Annotated in this window: 21 protein-coding genes and 1 pseudogene; 8 read left to right on the top strand and 14 right to left on the bottom strand. The window is 69.7% G+C overall.

Features of this window, described 5'->3' with window-relative positions:
* Position 1: 1 nt before the first annotated feature.
* The 6 genes from G4G29_RS23150 to G4G29_RS20835 all read left to right on the top strand — a co-directional run bounded on the left by G4G29_RS23150 (position 2) and on the right by G4G29_RS20835 (position 2,646).
* Positions 2–283, top strand: a complete 282-nt coding sequence (locus G4G29_RS23150) for a hypothetical protein (protein WP_244632241.1) — start codon at positions 2–4, stop codon at positions 281–283.
* Entirely contained in the window at positions 268–1,017 is a 750-nt protein-coding gene (locus G4G29_RS19975; protein WP_244632242.1) for a hypothetical protein, read from the top strand. Before G4G29_RS23150 ends, G4G29_RS19975 begins: the two co-directional genes overlap by 16 nt.
* Before the next feature lie 128 nt (positions 1,018–1,145).
* Positions 1,146–1,448, top strand: coding sequence for a chaplin family protein (locus G4G29_RS19980; RefSeq protein WP_183151325.1), 303 nt, complete (start codon positions 1,146–1,148; stop codon positions 1,446–1,448).
* A gap of 144 nt (positions 1,449–1,592) precedes the next feature.
* Complete coding sequence (locus G4G29_RS19985; protein ID WP_183152931.1) at positions 1,593–1,976, top strand: hypothetical protein; 384 nt, start codon at positions 1,593–1,595, stop codon at positions 1,974–1,976.
* A 17-nt stretch (positions 1,977–1,993) separates the two neighbouring features.
* Complete coding sequence (locus tag G4G29_RS20830; RefSeq protein ID WP_210274214.1) at positions 1,994–2,350, top strand: hypothetical protein; 357 nt, start codon at positions 1,994–1,996, stop codon at positions 2,348–2,350.
* Entirely contained in the window at positions 2,347–2,646 is a 300-nt protein-coding gene (locus G4G29_RS20835) for a hypothetical protein (protein WP_202045419.1), read from the top strand. The genes G4G29_RS20830 and G4G29_RS20835 overlap by 4 nt, the downstream gene beginning before the upstream one ends.
* 197 nt (positions 2,647–2,843) lie before the next feature.
* On the opposite strand, the gene G4G29_RS19995 is transcribed toward G4G29_RS20835, so the two are convergent.
* On the bottom strand, positions 2,844–3,314 hold the full coding sequence (locus G4G29_RS19995) for a hypothetical protein (RefSeq protein ID WP_183151326.1): 471 nt from the start codon (positions 3,312–3,314) through the stop codon (positions 2,844–2,846).
* Positions 3,315–3,552: 238 nt separating this feature from the next.
* On the opposite strand from G4G29_RS19995, the gene G4G29_RS20000 reads away from it, so the two are divergent.
* On the top strand, positions 3,553–4,131 hold the full coding sequence (locus G4G29_RS20000; RefSeq protein ID WP_183151327.1) for a hypothetical protein: 579 nt from the start codon (positions 3,553–3,555) through the stop codon (positions 4,129–4,131).
* A 235-nt stretch (positions 4,132–4,366) separates the two neighbouring features.
* Here the strand turns inward: G4G29_RS20000 and rplI are convergent, their stop codons facing one another.
* The 7 genes from rplI to G4G29_RS20035 all read right to left on the bottom strand — a co-directional run bounded on the left by rplI (position 4,367) and on the right by G4G29_RS20035 (position 7,748).
* Positions 4,367–4,819 carry a 50S ribosomal protein L9 gene (rplI, locus tag G4G29_RS20005; protein WP_183151328.1) on the bottom strand — a complete coding sequence of 151 codons (453 nt, stop codon included), beginning with the start codon at positions 4,817–4,819 and terminating at the stop codon, positions 4,367–4,369.
* Positions 4,820–4,830: 11 nt separating this feature from the next.
* Positions 4,831–5,085 carry a 30S ribosomal protein S18 gene (rpsR, locus tag G4G29_RS20010; RefSeq protein WP_017203799.1) on the bottom strand — a complete coding sequence of 85 codons (255 nt, stop codon included), beginning with the start codon at positions 5,083–5,085 and terminating at the stop codon, positions 4,831–4,833.
* A gap of 56 nt (positions 5,086–5,141) precedes the next feature.
* Complete coding sequence (locus G4G29_RS20015) at positions 5,142–5,645, bottom strand: single-stranded DNA-binding protein (RefSeq protein ID WP_183151329.1); 504 nt, start codon at positions 5,643–5,645, stop codon at positions 5,142–5,144.
* Between the two features lie 5 nt (positions 5,646–5,650).
* Positions 5,651–6,019, bottom strand: a complete 369-nt coding sequence (gene rpsF / locus G4G29_RS20020; RefSeq protein ID WP_183151330.1) for a 30S ribosomal protein S6 — start codon at positions 6,017–6,019, stop codon at positions 5,651–5,653.
* 183 nt (positions 6,020–6,202) lie between these two features.
* A complete protein-coding gene (locus G4G29_RS20025; RefSeq protein ID WP_183151331.1) occupies positions 6,203–6,544 on the bottom strand; it encodes a hypothetical protein in 342 nt (113 codons plus the stop codon).
* A 10-nt stretch (positions 6,545–6,554) separates the two neighbouring features.
* A complete protein-coding gene (locus G4G29_RS20030; protein WP_309491608.1) occupies positions 6,555–7,436 on the bottom strand; it encodes a cutinase family protein in 882 nt (293 codons plus the stop codon).
* Positions 7,437–7,502: 66 nt separating this feature from the next.
* Positions 7,503–7,748 (bottom strand): iron chelate uptake ABC transporter family permease subunit, encoded by a 246-nt coding sequence (locus G4G29_RS20035; protein WP_183151333.1) that lies wholly within the window; start codon positions 7,746–7,748, stop codon positions 7,503–7,505.
* Positions 7,749–7,803: 55 nt separating this feature from the next.
* Between G4G29_RS20035 and G4G29_RS20040 the strand changes: the two genes are divergently transcribed.
* Entirely contained in the window at positions 7,804–8,508 is a 705-nt protein-coding gene (locus G4G29_RS20040) for a hypothetical protein (protein ID WP_244632244.1), read from the top strand.
* 222 nt (positions 8,509–8,730) lie between these two features.
* Here the strand turns inward: G4G29_RS20040 and G4G29_RS20045 are convergent.
* The 6 genes and pseudogenes from G4G29_RS20045 to G4G29_RS20070 all read right to left on the bottom strand — a co-directional run.
* Positions 8,731–9,531 (bottom strand): annotated as a pseudogene (locus tag G4G29_RS20045) (ribokinase); the annotation flags it as partial.
* Complete coding sequence (locus G4G29_RS20050) at positions 9,512–10,267, bottom strand: ADP-ribosylglycohydrolase family protein (protein ID WP_244632245.1); 756 nt, start codon at positions 10,265–10,267, stop codon at positions 9,512–9,514. The pseudogene G4G29_RS20045 and the gene G4G29_RS20050, both read right to left, overlap by 20 nt.
* 223 nt (positions 10,268–10,490) lie before the next feature.
* On the bottom strand, positions 10,491–11,180 hold the full coding sequence (locus G4G29_RS20055; RefSeq protein WP_183151336.1) for an ADP-ribosylglycohydrolase family protein: 690 nt from the start codon (positions 11,178–11,180) through the stop codon (positions 10,491–10,493).
* Positions 11,135–11,485: an ADP-ribosylglycohydrolase family protein gene (locus G4G29_RS20060; protein ID WP_183151337.1), complete on the bottom strand. Its 351-nt coding sequence runs from the start codon at positions 11,483–11,485 to the stop codon at positions 11,135–11,137. The genes G4G29_RS20055 and G4G29_RS20060 overlap by 46 nt, the downstream gene beginning before the upstream one ends.
* 22 nt (positions 11,486–11,507) lie before the next feature.
* The gene (locus G4G29_RS20065) at positions 11,508–12,857 is read right to left on the bottom strand and encodes an ADP-ribosylglycohydrolase family protein (protein ID WP_202045431.1); all 1,350 of its coding nucleotides are present in this window, start codon (positions 12,855–12,857) and stop codon (positions 11,508–11,510) included.
* Positions 12,857–14,005: an ADP-ribosylglycohydrolase family protein gene (locus tag G4G29_RS20070; protein WP_183151338.1), complete on the bottom strand. Its 1,149-nt coding sequence runs from the start codon at positions 14,003–14,005 to the stop codon at positions 12,857–12,859. The genes G4G29_RS20065 and G4G29_RS20070 overlap by 1 nt, the downstream gene beginning before the upstream one ends.
* Positions 14,006–14,047 lie beyond the last annotated feature (42 nt).

Genomic DNA, 14,047 nt, shown 5'->3' on the forward strand with positions numbered 1-14,047 from the left:
CGTGGACGTTCGGGCCACCCGACGCGGCGTTCCTGCCGCCGTCCTCTGGGGTGGGATCGGCGTGCTCGCCTGGGCGACCTTGACCGTCCTTCTCGGCGGCGGATCCGCGCACGCGGACGACCAGGACGACGGTCCGCTCGACGGACTCACCTCGCTCGTGAGCGAGACGGTGTCGGCCGTTACGGCCCCCGTCACCCCGGTCGTCACTCAGGTGGTCGCACCCGTCGTCACGCAAGTCGTCGCCCCCGTGCAGCGCACCGTTCCCCGGTGGTCGCCGCGGTGACGCAGCCCGTCGCCGCGGCACCGGTGGTCGGGCCCGTCGTGGCCCCCGTCGTACACACCGTCTCGGAGACGACGGCAGCGGTCGTCGCCCCCGTGACCGAAGCCATCACGAAGGCCCCGGTCGCACAGATCGCCGACCCGATCCTCGACACCGTCGCCGGGGTCCCCCTGGTGGGCGACCTGGTCTCCGACCTCGGGATCACCTCTGCCGTCGGCGACCTCGTCGGCGTGATCGACGACACGACCGCGCTCCTCGGTGACGTGACGACCGAGACGGTCCCGCCGGTGCTCGAAGCACTGGTTCCGACGGCTCCCGGCGACGGCGATCACGGCGGAGCGACGGTGCCCGCCGCACCTCTGCCGGATGCCGCGACCATCGCACCCGCGACGACCACGAGCGCCGGAGCGACAGGGGCGATCGATGCCTCTCCCGGCGCACCGGGCCCACGAGAAGCCGCACCGCCGCCCGCCACCGCGATCCTCGGCGACGATGCCGCGGCTCGAGCCGCCGACGACACCATCCGTGTGCCTTCCGGACCCTCGAGCGGAAACCCGCCAGGAGTCCCTGCTCCCGCATCTTCCTCCGCCGGTTCCGGCGGAGGAACCGGTGCTGCCCACGCGCGCCTCAGCGACGTGGACGCTTCTCCGCTCCGTGCTGGTGAGCGGACCACCGGCGCGGCCGACGACGTGCTTCCTTCGTCGCCGGTCGCCGACACCGACGTCTCTCCCGACTGACGGATCGTCACGTCGTTCCCCGTGGGAACGACAGATGCTGTGCTGCGCGCGCACTCTCATCGCGCGCACCCATCAGACGCTCATCAAGTCAGGAGAAAGATCATGCGCACGTACCTCAAGCGAGCCCTGTGGGGCACGCTCATCGCCGGGGCATCACGCTCCTCGGCGCGACGGCCGCGAACGCGGCCGAGACCACCGGAGACGACGGACTGCTCTCCGGCACGCAAGCGGAGACAGCGATCACTGCACCGATCTCGGTCGTGGGCAACGCGATCTCGGTGCTCGGCGACGCGGTGACCCCCGCACCGGCCCCGGCTCCCGCCCCCCCGCGCCTGCACCTGCACCTGCACCTGCACCGGCTCCCGCCCCGGCTCCCGCGACCAGCGGGGAGTCGGGCACGGGATCCGGCACCCAGGCCGTGGTCACCGTGAACCTCCCGTCACTGTGACGAACAACGCCGTGAGCGTCACCGACACGTCCTCGACCAGCGCCCCGGCCGCGACTCCCCAGAGCCCGGCTCCCCAGACTGCGGCACCGGCCGGGGCGCCTCTCGTGACCACGAACGGTGCCGACGGGTGCTCTCGGGAACGCAGGCGCTCCTCGCGGTCAACGCCCCGATCACCGTCACGGGCAACGCCGTGTCGCTGCTCGGCGACACCGACAGCACCGCACCCACCGCTCAGGGCGCCGCAGCACCGGCATCCTCTGGTTCCGGCGGTGCCACGACGTCGGGAGACGACGGCATCGCCAGCGGCACCCAGGCGGTCGCGCCCATCACGGCACCGGTGACGGTGTCGGGCAACGCGATCTCGCTGCTCGGCGACGCGAGCTCTGCCACGTCCGGCGGCTCTGCTGCGTCCGGACCGTCCGCTCCCCGTCAGGGCCGAGCACGAGCGGTGACGACAGCACCCTCGGCGGCACCCAGGTCACCGCACCCGTCACCGCCCCCATCGGCGTGACAGGCAACGCGATCTCCGTGCTCGACGACGCCACCGTCACCCACACCCCCGGAAGCGGCACCACCGCCCCCGCCGGCCCCACCACCGGAGGGAACACCACGAGCGGTGACGACAGCACCCTCGGCGGCACCCAGGTCACCGCACCCGTCACCGCCCCCATCGGCGTGACAGGCAACGCGATCTCCGTGCTCGACGACGCCACCGTCACCCGCACCCCGGAAGCGGCACCACCACCCCCGCCGGCCCCACCACCGGAGGGAACACCACGAGCGGTGACGACAGCACCCTCGGCGGCACCCAGGTGGGCCTTCCGATCTCCCTTCCGATCACGGTCGGCGGTAACGCCATCTCCGTGGTCGGCGAGGCGACCGTGACCGACCCGGGAACGGACCCCGGAACCGACCCGGGAACGGATCCCGGAACCGACCCGGGGACGGACCCTGGAACCGACCCGGGCACCGACCCCGGAACGGACCCTGGATCCGGCCCCGGTACCGACCCAGGAACGACTCCCGCCACCTCGACCGGGTCGGTCAGCGCTTCGGGCGCAGCCGCCGCCGGGCCGGCGACGGGGCTCGCGATGACCGGCGGTGCGTCGTCGGGAGGCCTCGTGGCCTTCGCCGCTCTGCTGCTCCTCCTCGGGGTGCAACGCTGCTGCGTCGTCGATTGACGGCGTAGCGCCGACCCCGGCGGTGCGGTCGTCCTCGGGGAGGAGACCTCGTACCGCCGGTGCGCCGCTGCGTCCAACCCCACGTCGACGGAGGCGGAGCCCCAGCTCACCCCGTCACACGACGCCGGCGCTGAAGCACGGATGCCCCGTGGCCCCACCACGGGGCATCCGTCGCGCCCCGGAGCGCGGCGGAGCGATCAGTCGCCGAGGCTCGATGGACGACGGCTCAACAGGGGACGGAGTGCGCGGCAGCGAGGCTCGGTGTGCGGACGAACGCGCACAACCGACGCGAGACCGCGTCGGCCTCGTCCTCTGCTGACGCAGGACCTCGAGGGCGACCGTGCCCGACGCGACGGACTCCCCGGGTCGTCGAAGGACATGGGAAGCGCGGCGCACTGCGAGTGTCCGCACAGCAGGTGTGCGAGCTCATGGGCGACGACGTGCAGCCGATACCACCGTGGATCGGACCCCCGAAGCGCGATCCTCGCCCGGTCGCCGTCGACGAGCACGAACCGGGGGACGGTCTTCCACTCGTCGTCGTCCAGCACGTCGACCTCGATGTCGACACCGAGCAGCACGGACACCCGCGCCGTGATGCTCTGCACACTCGCGCCGCGTTCGACCTCCAGCTCTTCGAAGAGCTGGGTCACTCCGTATCGACCGTTCATGATTCCCTCCGCCCGCGCGCCCGCGCCGTGATCGGCCGAGCGCTGCTCCCACTGAAGAGACGAGAGGACATGCCCCGTCATTACGTCGATCTGCCCATGACTTTCGGCCAGACTTCGCGCCGAACGTCGCTATCCCTTCGTTCAGACCGAGAGCCGCCGGGTGAGGCGTTCGCACCATCGATCCGCACGTAACATGTTATGTGCGACTGCGGCTGCAGTCTGGAGAAGGGGGTCCACCGTGGTCTGGGGAAAGCGGGGGAAGGCCCACCGGCGTCATCCCCTCGAAGCGAGCGGCGCCTTGCGCGGACCGATACCCGAACTGCATGAACTCGCGACCCATGCGCGCGCCCTCGGAGCCGCGGCCGAACGGTTCGCCGGAGCCGCGAGCGCCTACGCCTCGGGCAGCGTCCCGATAGCCCTGCCGCCCCTGCTCGCGATGCTGAGCGAACCTGCCGAGCTGCTCGACGAGGTGAGCGACCTCGACTCCGCGATCTCGGTGCTCGAGCGTCAGGCGCCGGTCGCCGCCGTCGACGAGCGCGGCCGTCAGTGGACGAGCGCCCTCGCCCCCGCTCGATCCTCTGGTGCGCGGAGCAGTCCAGGCTCGGCGACGTCGACTACCTCCAGCGGCTGGAGCGGAGCAGGGATCGGCAGCACCGGCTCACACGACCGCAGGCTGCGGAAGCTCCGTGCAGTCGCGGTCACGGCTGCGGGGATCGCCGCGTGTACTGGCCCGGTCGAGCACCCCATCTCTCACCGGCGTGTCCGCACCACCTCACCGAGGCCGAGCAGCGAGAGCTTCTCGACCTGTACGCGATGACCGTTGCCACGCACGCGTGCACGGGATGCGGCGCGCTTCCGGGCGAGGAATGCTCACTCGACGGACGCGGCGTGAAGAAGGTCGGCGGACGATGGCCGGCGAGCAGAGCGTTCCGGAATCGCGCGGTCCATGTGGTGCGGTTCGAGGAGCCGCAGCGGTGAGACACCGGGTCACGTGGGGCCCGGAATGCGAGAACGCCCCCTGTCCCGAAGGACAGGGGGCGTTCGGACGTGCCTTACTTGGCGGCGACGACCTGCAGCGTGATGACTGCGGTGACGTCGTCGTGCAGACGCACGGTCGCCTCGTGGTCACCGGTCACCTTGATGGGCGACGGGATGTGCACCTTGCGCTTGTCGATCGAACCCAGGCCGGCGGCTGCGACAGCATCCGCGACGTGGTCGGTCTTGACGGAGCCGAAGAGACGACCCTCCTTGCCGGCCTTGACCGTGAGGCGCACCTTCGTGCCCTCGAGAGCGTCCTTCAGTGCGACAGCGTCGTCACGATCGTGGATCGCGCGTGCCTGACGCGCGGCCTGGATCGATGCGACCTGCTTTTCGCCACCGCGGGTCCACGCCGTAGCGAAGCCCTGGGGGATGAGGTAGTTGCGGGCGTACCCGTTCTTGACCTCGACCACGTCACCGGCGCTACCGAGCCCGGCGACCTCGTTCGTAAGAATCAGCTTTGCCATCTCGATACCCCTTACCGGCCGGCGCCAGCGTAGGGCAGGAGCGCCATCTCGCGTGCGTTCTTGATCGCCGTGGCGATCAGACGCTGCTCCTGCACCGAGACACCGGTGATACGACGGGCGCGGATCTTGCCGCGCTCCGAGACGAACTTGCGAAGGGTGGCGACATCCTTGTAATCGATGACACCGACCCGGATGGACTTCGCGGGAGCGGCGTTCTTCGCGCCCTTCCGCGGCTTGCGGCGGTCGCCGCTCGACTTTCCAGCCATTGTTTTTCCTTAGTGATGAGCGGATGCCGACCGTGAGGGTCGGATCCAGAAGTTGTTCAGAACGGGGTGTCGTCGCCGAAGCTGCCCGGAGTGCTCCAGGCATCGGCGCTGGTCGAAGAACCGGGCGTGGACCACGGCTCTTCCGACACCTGCTGCTGCGCGGGACGAGACTGTCCTCCGCCGCCACCGCCGTTCGAGGCAGCGCGGGTGACCTGCGCGGTCGCGTAGCGCAGCGAGGGGCCGATCTCGTCGACCTCCAGCTCGATCGCGGTGCGCTGGTTGCCCTCGCGGTCCTGGTAGGAGCGCTGACGCAGACGGCCCTGCGCGATGACGCGCATGCCCTTCGTCAGCGAACCCGCCACGTGCTCGGCGAACTCGCGCCACACGGATGCACGGAGGAACAGCGCTTCGCCGTCCTTCCACTCATTCGCGGCGCGGTCGAAGTTCCGAGGCGTCGATGCGATGGTGAAGTTCGCCACCGGCAGCCCGTTCTGCGTGTACCGCAGTTCGGGGTCGGCCGTGAGGTTTCCCACCACGGTGATGACGGTTTCGCCTGCCATGGGACTTAGGCCTTCGCAGCCTTGGCCGCCTTGCGGGCAGCCTTCTCTTCGGAGCGCTTGGCCTCGGAGGCGATCATCGCCTGTGCCTCTTCGGCGCGGAGGACCTTGGTGCGCATGATCTGCTCGTTCAGCTTCAGCTGACGGTCGAGCTCCTGCGTGGCCTCGCTGGTCGCCGTGAAGTTGACGACGGCGTAGATGCCCTCGTTCTTCTTCTGGATCTCGTAAGCCAGACGGCGCTTGCCCCAGATGTCGACGTTCTCGATAGAGCCACCATCGTTGGTGATGACCTTGAGGAACTTGTCGAGCGTAGGTGCGACCTGGCGCTCGTCGATCTCGGGGGTCAGAATGACCATGAGTTCGTACTGGTGCGTCACTTACCCACCTCCTTCGGACTAGAACGGCTCTCGGGGCTTTCCCGGGAGCAGGAGGGTGTGTGCACGTGCCCACCCCAGGAATCCCGAATGGACGCCGGAAGGCAGACAACCTCGACAGTCTAGCGGAGATTCGCCCGCACCGCCTGCCTGCGCTCCATGCCGACTCGGGTCTCCCCTCATCCGCTATCCCAGGACGAGCGCTCCGTTGAGAATCACGATCGTGACCGCCAATGCTCCCAGCGTGATGACGACCCCCGCGAGAGGGATCCATCCCGAAGCACGGATGCGCGACCTCAGCAGCAGGTAGGCGGCAGCACAGATCAGAAGGACGGCGAGATCGACGGCCCAGAACCCTCGGGTCGCACGATCCACAGCAGGATAATTGCAGCGATTCACGCAACCGGCGACGGTGAAGGTCATGCTGTAGACAAACAGCGCTCCCACCACAGCAAGGAGGACCTGCGCGGCCATGAGCCCGTCACCAATCGAGATCCTCGCCTTGGCATCGTCGGGGGGTCTCTTCACGCTAGCCTCCCTAGTTCGAATCCGTGAGCAGGAACTGTATCCAGCCCGCCACTCCGCCTGCGAACTGTCCGTAGCTGTTGTGAATGGCGTAGCTAGAGTCATTCGGATTGCTCTGACAGAAGAAGTCTCCCGCAAGGCAATACTCGCGCACCTTATAGACCCACCCCTCTGCGGTTGTGGCTCCATAGGGCCAACCCCAGTACCTGTAGCTCGCGAGGCTGCTTTTCGGAAATGTGAGGCTTTGACTCAACAACCCGTTGTTCGGTTGATTGACGAAGTTCGTCAGCATCCCCGTCCGATACTGCGGATCACCGAATAGGGCGACCGCTCGGATGTTGTTCTTTGCTGACGTCGTCAGCGCAGGAACGGTGGCCCCGGTCAGCAGGTGACTGACTACCATCGCACCCTGTGAGTGACCGATCAGAACGATCGGGGCATACGGGCACGTCTGGTTGACGTAATTGACCTCGGCGGAGAGACGGCTGACCCCGAGGTTGACGCTGTCCTCGAGATGTGGAGGTGGTGCTGCGGGGTAGTTGAGCGATTCGAAGTAGAAGGGCATGCCCGACACTCCTAAGCTCGTTCGCACCCCAGCGACGTTGCCCATCCCCCCGCTGGTCCATACGCGGTCCCCATGCGCAAGACCACTACCGGTCGGCGAATCGGTTCCTCGGACGAAGATCACGACGGCGAAGTCACAGATGCCAGAGGCGACCGAAGCACTCGCGGGAGAAGCCGCAGAGGTGGCGGAGCCCAAGGTGGCTACGACTGCCAGCACAGCGAGCCATCCCTGCGACTTCCCGACGCCCCGCCTCGGTCGCCTTCTCTTCCTGTGCAAAGGACGTTGTTCGATCTTGCCAAATCTCACCTTTGAGTAGCGCATACGTAACATCTCACTTATAGATTGCCACCGGTTCGACCGTCAGCACCTCCTGCCGTCGTCCCGGTCGGCAGCGATTCAGAAGCACGATCGTGCCGTCCGCGCCGCCAGGTAGCTCAGATACACGCCACCGAGCACTAGGGTCGCGACGCCGACGGGAAGAGCATGCTTCGGCACGAGGTTCTGCCCGATGAGGTCGGCAGCCGAGCGCAGCACGGCGCTGGTCAGCACGGTCGCCAGCCGATGTGTCGGCCCGTTCTTGATGATGAGGCGCGGTCGGTCCCGGCGCACCTGACACCCGCTTCCGCCGCAGAGTTTTGGCATGCTGGAGAGCGTGCCCGATGACCGTCATCGGGCACACGACCAGAGGGGGGACGCCATGCGCGTCAAGAAATGGGGGGTCGGCGTCATGATCGCCGCCGCCGTACTGCTCACCGGGTGCTCGGCGGGAACGTCCGAGAAGCCGGCGGAATCGAAGCCCAGCGGCGGTGCGTCGCAGGAGGCGGAGGCGCCGACGTCGGACTGCCCCGAGCTGAAAGAGGGCGACACGGTCGACGGCTCCGCGCTGAGCACCTGCATCGCTGAGGCCATGTCGGACACGGCGGGGTACGCCGCTAAGACCACCGTCATGGGCATCGAGTCGACGGCGAAGTTCAACCCGGCGGAGAAGGCCATCGAATCGATCTCACCCGTCGGATCGCTGATCGCCCTCGGCGACGACGTCTGGGTCAAGTCCGCCACGAGCGAGTGGCAGGTGGCCGACCCGTCGTCGAGCGATCCGGTCGTCGCTGCTCTCAGCGCGACGGCGGCCGACGTCACGTCGCTCGACCCCGCCGCTGCGGCCGCGGGCATCTCGGGCGACTTCACCGTGACGGGCACGGGCGAGCGCCTGGGCGAGAAGGTGTACCTCCTCTCCGGAACGGTCGAGCAGCAGGGCACCCCTGTCGACGTCGTCTTCGAGGTCACGGAGGACTACGTGAGCCTCGCGTCGACCAGCAGCGCCTCGGTCGAGGGGCAGTCGGTCGAGGTCGCGATGGAGATCACCGAGTGGGACGTGAAGCAGGACATCGTCGCACCGCTCTGATGCGGAGCTGACGCGGCGGGTCGGGTCTGATGCCTCGGCCCGCTGTGCGTGCTCCGCTCGTCTTCCTACGCCGAGTGCGCGTCGAGGAAATCGAGGGTCTCGCGCGCGGACGGAGCGGAGGCCGACGCACCATGGTGTTGCACGCACAGCGCGGCGGCGGCGGGCGAACCCCAGGGCGGCGGCCAAGTCCTCGCCATCGGAGAGCCGCGCCACGAGCGCACCGCAGAACGTGTCTCCCGCAGCGGTCGTGTCGACGGCTTCGACCGGATGGGCCGGGACCATCGTGGAATCACCGCCGGACACGAGGAGTGCTCCCTTCGCGCCGAGCGTGACGATCACGGTAGGCACCCGCCCGGCGAGGGCCAGCGCCGCCTCGCGCACGTCGTGTCGATCGCCGCCCGCCACCTCGAGGCACTCGTGCTCGTTCACCACGAGGATGTCGACGGCATCGAGCACCTCGCCGGGGAGCGACATGCTCGGGGCCGCGTTGAGCACCGTCACGGCGTCGCGGGTCCTCGCCCGGCGGAAAGCCGAGAACACCACGTCGACCGGGATCTCGAGCTGCGCCAGGACGATGTCGCCCGCCCCGATCTCACCCAGCGCGGCATCGGCCTCGCGCGTGAGCGCCTCGGCGTCCTGATTCGCCCCGGGCACGACGACGATCGCGTTCTCGCCGCCGTCGGACACCATGACGAACGCGGTTCCGGTCACGCTGTCCGACATCGCCAGGTGCGTGCGCACCCCTTCCGCCGCGAACGTCGACCGCAGGCGCGCCCCTGCCTCGTCATCGCCGACGGCGCCGATGAACGTCGTCCCGGCTCCCGCGCGGGCTGCGGCGACGGCCTGATTCAACCCCTTGCCACCCGCACCGACGCCCTCCATCGCGCCGAGCACCGTCTCACCGCCGCCGGGATGCCGGTGAACAGACACCGCGGTGTCTTCGTTCGCACTGCCGATCACGATCACGCCCATGTCTGCTCCTCCGCGGGGAACGATACGCGCGTCACCGATCGATCGCCTCATCGACGGTGAGACCGGCGAACCGTGGGATCGCGAGACCGGTGAGACGGATCCCGCTCGGCTCGAGGCCCTCCGGGATCCAGTCCTCCCCGAACAGCACCGCCGCCGCCGCCCCCGCGAGAGCCGGCAGCGTCGCGGCGTTGCGCGGCTGTGCGAGGACGCCCAGCAGCAGGTCGTCCGCGTCCTGGGCCATGGCGATGTGCGCGAGCAGGAACCCGAACGTCTCCGGCGCCGCGACCGGGTAGCTGTACACCCAGTCGCCGACCTGCGTGCTCAGACGTCGAGCACGATCCATGGGCCCTTTCGCTCCGGCGGCGACCTGCAGCGAAGTCTCCGCCATCCGGCGGCTCCACGTGCTCTGCGGCAGCTCCTCCACGGCGAGACGGACCGCATCGGCGGCGCCGGCGCCCTCGATCAGCGCGCCGAAGAGGACGGCGCTGGCCCGTGCGCACCACACCCCGTCGAGGGAGTGCGTCACCTCGGCATCCGCCCCTGCCTCGTCGGTCGCACCCGTGGCGACCGCGGCGAGCGCCCGCACCGTCGCGATGTCGTCGAAGTAGTGCGCGTTGTCGTGTCCGGACTGGGGAGGCCTGAGCCCACGGCGCAGGTTCTGCAGGGCGAGCTTGGTGCCGATGCGGGCGCGCAGTCCCCGTCGGGGTCGGCCTCGAGCTCGGCCAGCTCGAGCCACTCGGTCACCCCGAACCCTCGCACATGCTGCCGTGCCGAGAACGCGAACCATTCGATGTTCTCGCCCGCTCCCGGGTGCAGGACGCTCGGCGGTGCGGCGTGCGTGAAGGGCCGCGGGATCGTCGTGGTGCGGTCGTCGTCGCCGAGCTTCGCGAGGATGCGCACCCGGTTCACCCGCTTGGGAGGAAGGGCGTACACGCGGAAGTCGGCGTTCGTCGACGAGGCCGACTCTCCGGCGACGATCCCGCGGGTGAACAGATCGATCAGAGGGGTGGTCATGCGCGCGCCTCCTCGACGATGCGGGTCAGGGTGTCGGCGGCGTCCAGCGGATGGATCCCGGCCATGGATCGGATGCACGAGCCGGCGACGGGCCGCAGCCCCGCCACCCACTCCTCCGGCAGGTCGCCGATACCCGAGATCGCACCCCCGATGCATCCGGCGATCGCGGCGGTCGTGTCGGCATCGCGGCCCATGTTGACGGCGAACAGGATGCTGTCGGCCGCTCGTCCCTCGGCGTGCAGCACCGAGGCCATCGCGAGTCCGACCGCCTCGGGCGCGAGGTCCGCCCAGAAGTAGTCGGCCACGGCCAGACGGTCGTGGAGAGCGCGGGCGAGCGCGTCGTCGTCGAGGCCGGAGTGCACCAGGTCGCGGGCGTCGCGGAGGTTCCGTGCGGTCCAGCTGTCGGCGGGGATGGCCGCGAGACCCGCGTCGTAACAGGCCGCGGCGTCAGCTCCCGTCAGGGCGCAGGTCACGGCGACCGCGACGACCACTCCTGCCCAGATGCCCTCGGTCGTGTGGCTCACCGCGCCGTCGGCCTCGGCCAGTCGACGCGCGAGTTCCACGTCGCCGTCGGCCACGATCCCGAGCGGGCTCACCCGCATCGCCAGGCCGTCGCTCCACCCGTGCATCGTGTCGCCGCTCAGCGGCGGGCGGATGCCGTGGCGCAGGTTGTCGATCGCGGCCATCTCGCTGAAGCCGCCCCCTTGAAATCGTCCGCCTGCGGGAGCACGTCTTCGATCCAGGTCTGGGCGAAGTCGTCTGCCGTCGCCCCGACGCCGACGCGGAGCACGGTCTTGGCGGTCAGGAGCGCGTACTCGGTGTCGTCGCTGCCGGCGGGCTCGGGGTCGAGGTACCCGGTCACACGCCCGTGCGCCGCTTGGATCTCTGCGGCGGAGAAGCCTTCGACGGGCCGGCCGATCGCGTCGCCGATCGCGAGTCCGGCGAGCGAGCCGCGGGCGCGCTCCTGCAGGGTCGGCGTGGGAGAGGTCATGGAGATCCTTTTCTCTGAGGGGTCAGCGGGTCGGGAACAGGGCGACGGTGCGGCGGGCAAGAGCATCGATCTCGACGCCGTCGAGCCCGGGAAGGCTGGTCGCGATGCGGTTCTGGAGCGGCTCGATGAAACGCGCGGGCAGGGCGTCGATGCCGGCGAGTCCGCCGAGGACCGAGCCGACCGTCGCCCCGGCGGAGTCGGTGTCCCACCCCGCGATCACCGCGAGCGGCACTCCCCGCGCGAAGTCCCCGCCGCTGCGGGCGAGCGCGAAGGCGATGAGGGCCGCGTTGTTGACGGTGTGCACCCAGTGCAGGTGTCCGTAGGCGGCGTGCAGTGCGTCGAGCGCCGCGGAGTCGTCGAGGCCTCCGCGGCCGAGCTCGGCACCGTGCGCGATCGCCGCGGCGAGGTCGCTGCCGTCGGGGACGACGGTGGTTGCGAGGTCGAGCACCTCGTCGACGGATCGGGCGACCAGCGATGCGGAGGTCAGTGCCGCGGCCCACATCGCGCCCCACAGGCCGTTGCGGGTATGGCTGAGGCGCGCATCGGTCCACGCCATCCTGGCCGCTTCGGAGAGATCGCCGGGGTTGACCCACCCGTACACGTCGGTGCGGATCAGGGCGCCGATCCATTCCCGGAAGGGATTGCGCACACGGCCGGCCTCGTCCGGCCGATACCCGTCGAGGAGGTTGCGGTACGCGATGCGCTCGGCCGTGAAGGTGCGCCCGGCCGGAAGGTCGCCGAGCCACGCCTGAGCGGTGTCACCGGTCGAGAACCCGCGCCCGCTGGTCTCGAGCACCCGCAGGTTCAGCAGGGGATAGTTGAGGTCGTCGTCCTCGGGCATCCCGTCGATGTTCTCCTGCAGGGAGTTGACCGCGGAGCGTCGGTTCCACGGCCAGCGCCGCGCGACGTCGTCGGGCAGCCCCGGGCGGTGAAGTAGTCGTCGAGGGGCCAGCGACCGGTCGCCCGGAGGATCTCCTCGATCCCTTCGCGCGGGATCTTCTCGACCGGCTTGCCCCAGAGGCACCCGGCCGCTCGGCCGGCCCACGCCCCCGTGCACCCGGCCGAGCAGGACCTCTTCGGCGGGGGCGGGGATCGGTGCGGGGATGCCCTCGAGCTCCGTCCGCAGCTCCGCCCACGAGGTCGCCTCCGCCTCGGGCACCGGAACCGCGTCGAGTTCGACCAGCAACTTCCGCGCGAGCGCTCGCAGTTCGTCTGAGGCCGCCTGTGCCGTCGCGCCTCCGCGCACCGGGTCGAGTCCCCCGCCCGCGGTGCGCCAGCGTTCGGCGATCCCCTCCACGTCCTTGCCTTCGACGCGGGACTGCACCAGCTCGTGCGGGAGCAGGTCTTCCGGCTGTGCCCAGGTCAGGCGCATCACGCCCCCTGGAGGGCCGAGACGCGGCGGATGTCGGCTTCGGCTCTGGCGGCATCCTTCTGCATGATCTCGGTCGCGACGTCCGTCAGCAGGGTCGCGTACTCCTCGAAGTCGACGCGGCTCGCCGTGGCGATGGTGTCGAGCATGTCCGCGGGGATCACGGCGCCGCCACCGATGCCCGCTGCCAGGCTTCCCGCCATCGAGGCGATCGAGTCTGAATCGCGGCCGTAGTTCACGGCGCCGAGCACGGTCGGCAGGAAGGCGCCGTCATGGGCGACGAGGAACCCGAGCGCCACGGGGAGCTCCTCGATCGCCTTGGTCCGCGACGGCACCCTGGCGTCCATGAGCGGTTCGCGGTACGCATCCCCCACCGTGTCGAACGGGCGGATGGCGTCACGGAGCGCGACGCCGATCGCATCGACGTCGGCGCCGGACGGCAACCCGCGGGCGGCGTCGACGACGGCCCGGATCGCCGCTGCCGTGCCGTCGTGCGCGACGCGCAATGCGGCATCGATCACCGAGTCGACGGTCGCGTCGAGGGCGACGGATGCCGCGACGGCGGCCGCGAAGACGCCCGCGGCTTCGCGGCCGTAGCTCGACTGATGGGCGCCGGCGACGTCGATCGCCTCGGCGTACGCGGCCTCGGGGTTGCCCGCGTTGACGATGCCGACCGGCGCCATGTACATCGCGGCGCCGCAGTTGACCACGTTGCCCACGCCGGCTTCCCGCGGGTCGACGTGGCCGTACTGCAACCGCGTCACCAGCCACTTCTCCGCGAGGAAGATGCGCTGCAGCAGGATCGACTCCCGCTCCAGCTCCGGGATCCAGCGGACCTCGGTCTGCAGCAGCGGCACCAGCAACTCGGCCACCGCGAACGCGTCGATGTGGTCGCGTCGTTGGGCGTACACCCGGATCAGGGCCTGCGTCATCAGGGTGTCGTCCGTGATGTGGCCGTCGCCCTTGTGGTACGGGCTCACCGGGCGGGCGGTCTGCCAGTCCAGGTGGTACGGCGGCACGATCCCGGTGATGCGTCCGCCGTATCGTTCCTTGATCTTCTCCGGACTGAACCCCTCGGCCGCCCCGCCCAGGGCGTCGCCGATGGCCGACCCCGCGAGTACGGCCGCCGTGCGTTCCCGAATCCAGCTCATGCCATTCCTCTCTTAGAGGTGGGGCGGATGCGTGCATCCGCC

Source organism: Microbacterium sp. Se63.02b (genome assembly GCF_014171575.1).
Classification (GTDB): domain Bacteria; phylum Actinomycetota; class Actinomycetes; order Actinomycetales; family Microbacteriaceae; genus Microbacterium.

Excerpts from the sequence above, each read along its gene's own strand:
- G4G29_RS19995 (WP_183151326.1), bottom strand. The coding sequence starts at position 3,314 with ATGAACGGTCGATACGGAGTGACCCAGCTCTTCGAAGAGCTGGAGGTC.
- rplI (WP_183151328.1), bottom strand. The coding sequence starts at position 4,819 with ATGGCAAAGCTGATTCTTACGAACGAGGTCGCCGGGCTCGGTAGCGCC.
- rpsR (WP_017203799.1), bottom strand. The coding sequence starts at position 5,085 with ATGGCTGGAAAGTCGAGCGGCGACCGCCGCAAGCCGCGGAAGGGCGCG.
- G4G29_RS20015 (WP_183151329.1), bottom strand. The coding sequence starts at position 5,645 with ATGGCAGGCGAAACCGTCATCACCGTGGTGGGAAACCTCACGGCCGAC.
- G4G29_RS20030 (WP_309491608.1), bottom strand. The coding sequence starts at position 7,436 with ATGTTACGTATGCGCTACTCAAAGGTGAGATTTGGCAAGATCGAACAA.
- G4G29_RS20035 (WP_183151333.1), bottom strand. The coding sequence starts at position 7,748 with ATGCCAAAACTCTGCGGCGGAAGCGGGTGTCAGGTGCGCCGGGACCGA.
- G4G29_RS20040 (WP_244632244.1), top strand. The coding sequence starts at position 7,804 with ATGCGCGTCAAGAAATGGGGGGTCGGCGTCATGATCGCCGCCGCCGTA.
- G4G29_RS20050 (WP_244632245.1), bottom strand. The coding sequence starts at position 10,267 with ATGGTTCGCGTTCTCGGCACGGCAGCATGTGCGAGGGTTCGGGGTGAC.
- G4G29_RS20055 (WP_183151336.1), bottom strand. The coding sequence starts at position 11,180 with ATGGCCGCGATCGACAACCTGCGCCACGGCATCCGCCCGCCGCTGAGC.
- G4G29_RS20060 (WP_183151337.1), bottom strand. The coding sequence starts at position 11,485 with ATGACCTCTCCCACGCCGACCCTGCAGGAGCGCGCCCGCGGCTCGCTC.
- G4G29_RS20065 (WP_202045431.1), bottom strand. The coding sequence starts at position 12,857 with ATGCGCCTGACCTGGGCACAGCCGGAAGACCTGCTCCCGCACGAGCTG.
- G4G29_RS20070 (WP_183151338.1), bottom strand. The coding sequence starts at position 14,005 with ATGAGCTGGATTCGGGAACGCACGGCGGCCGTACTCGCGGGGTCGGCC.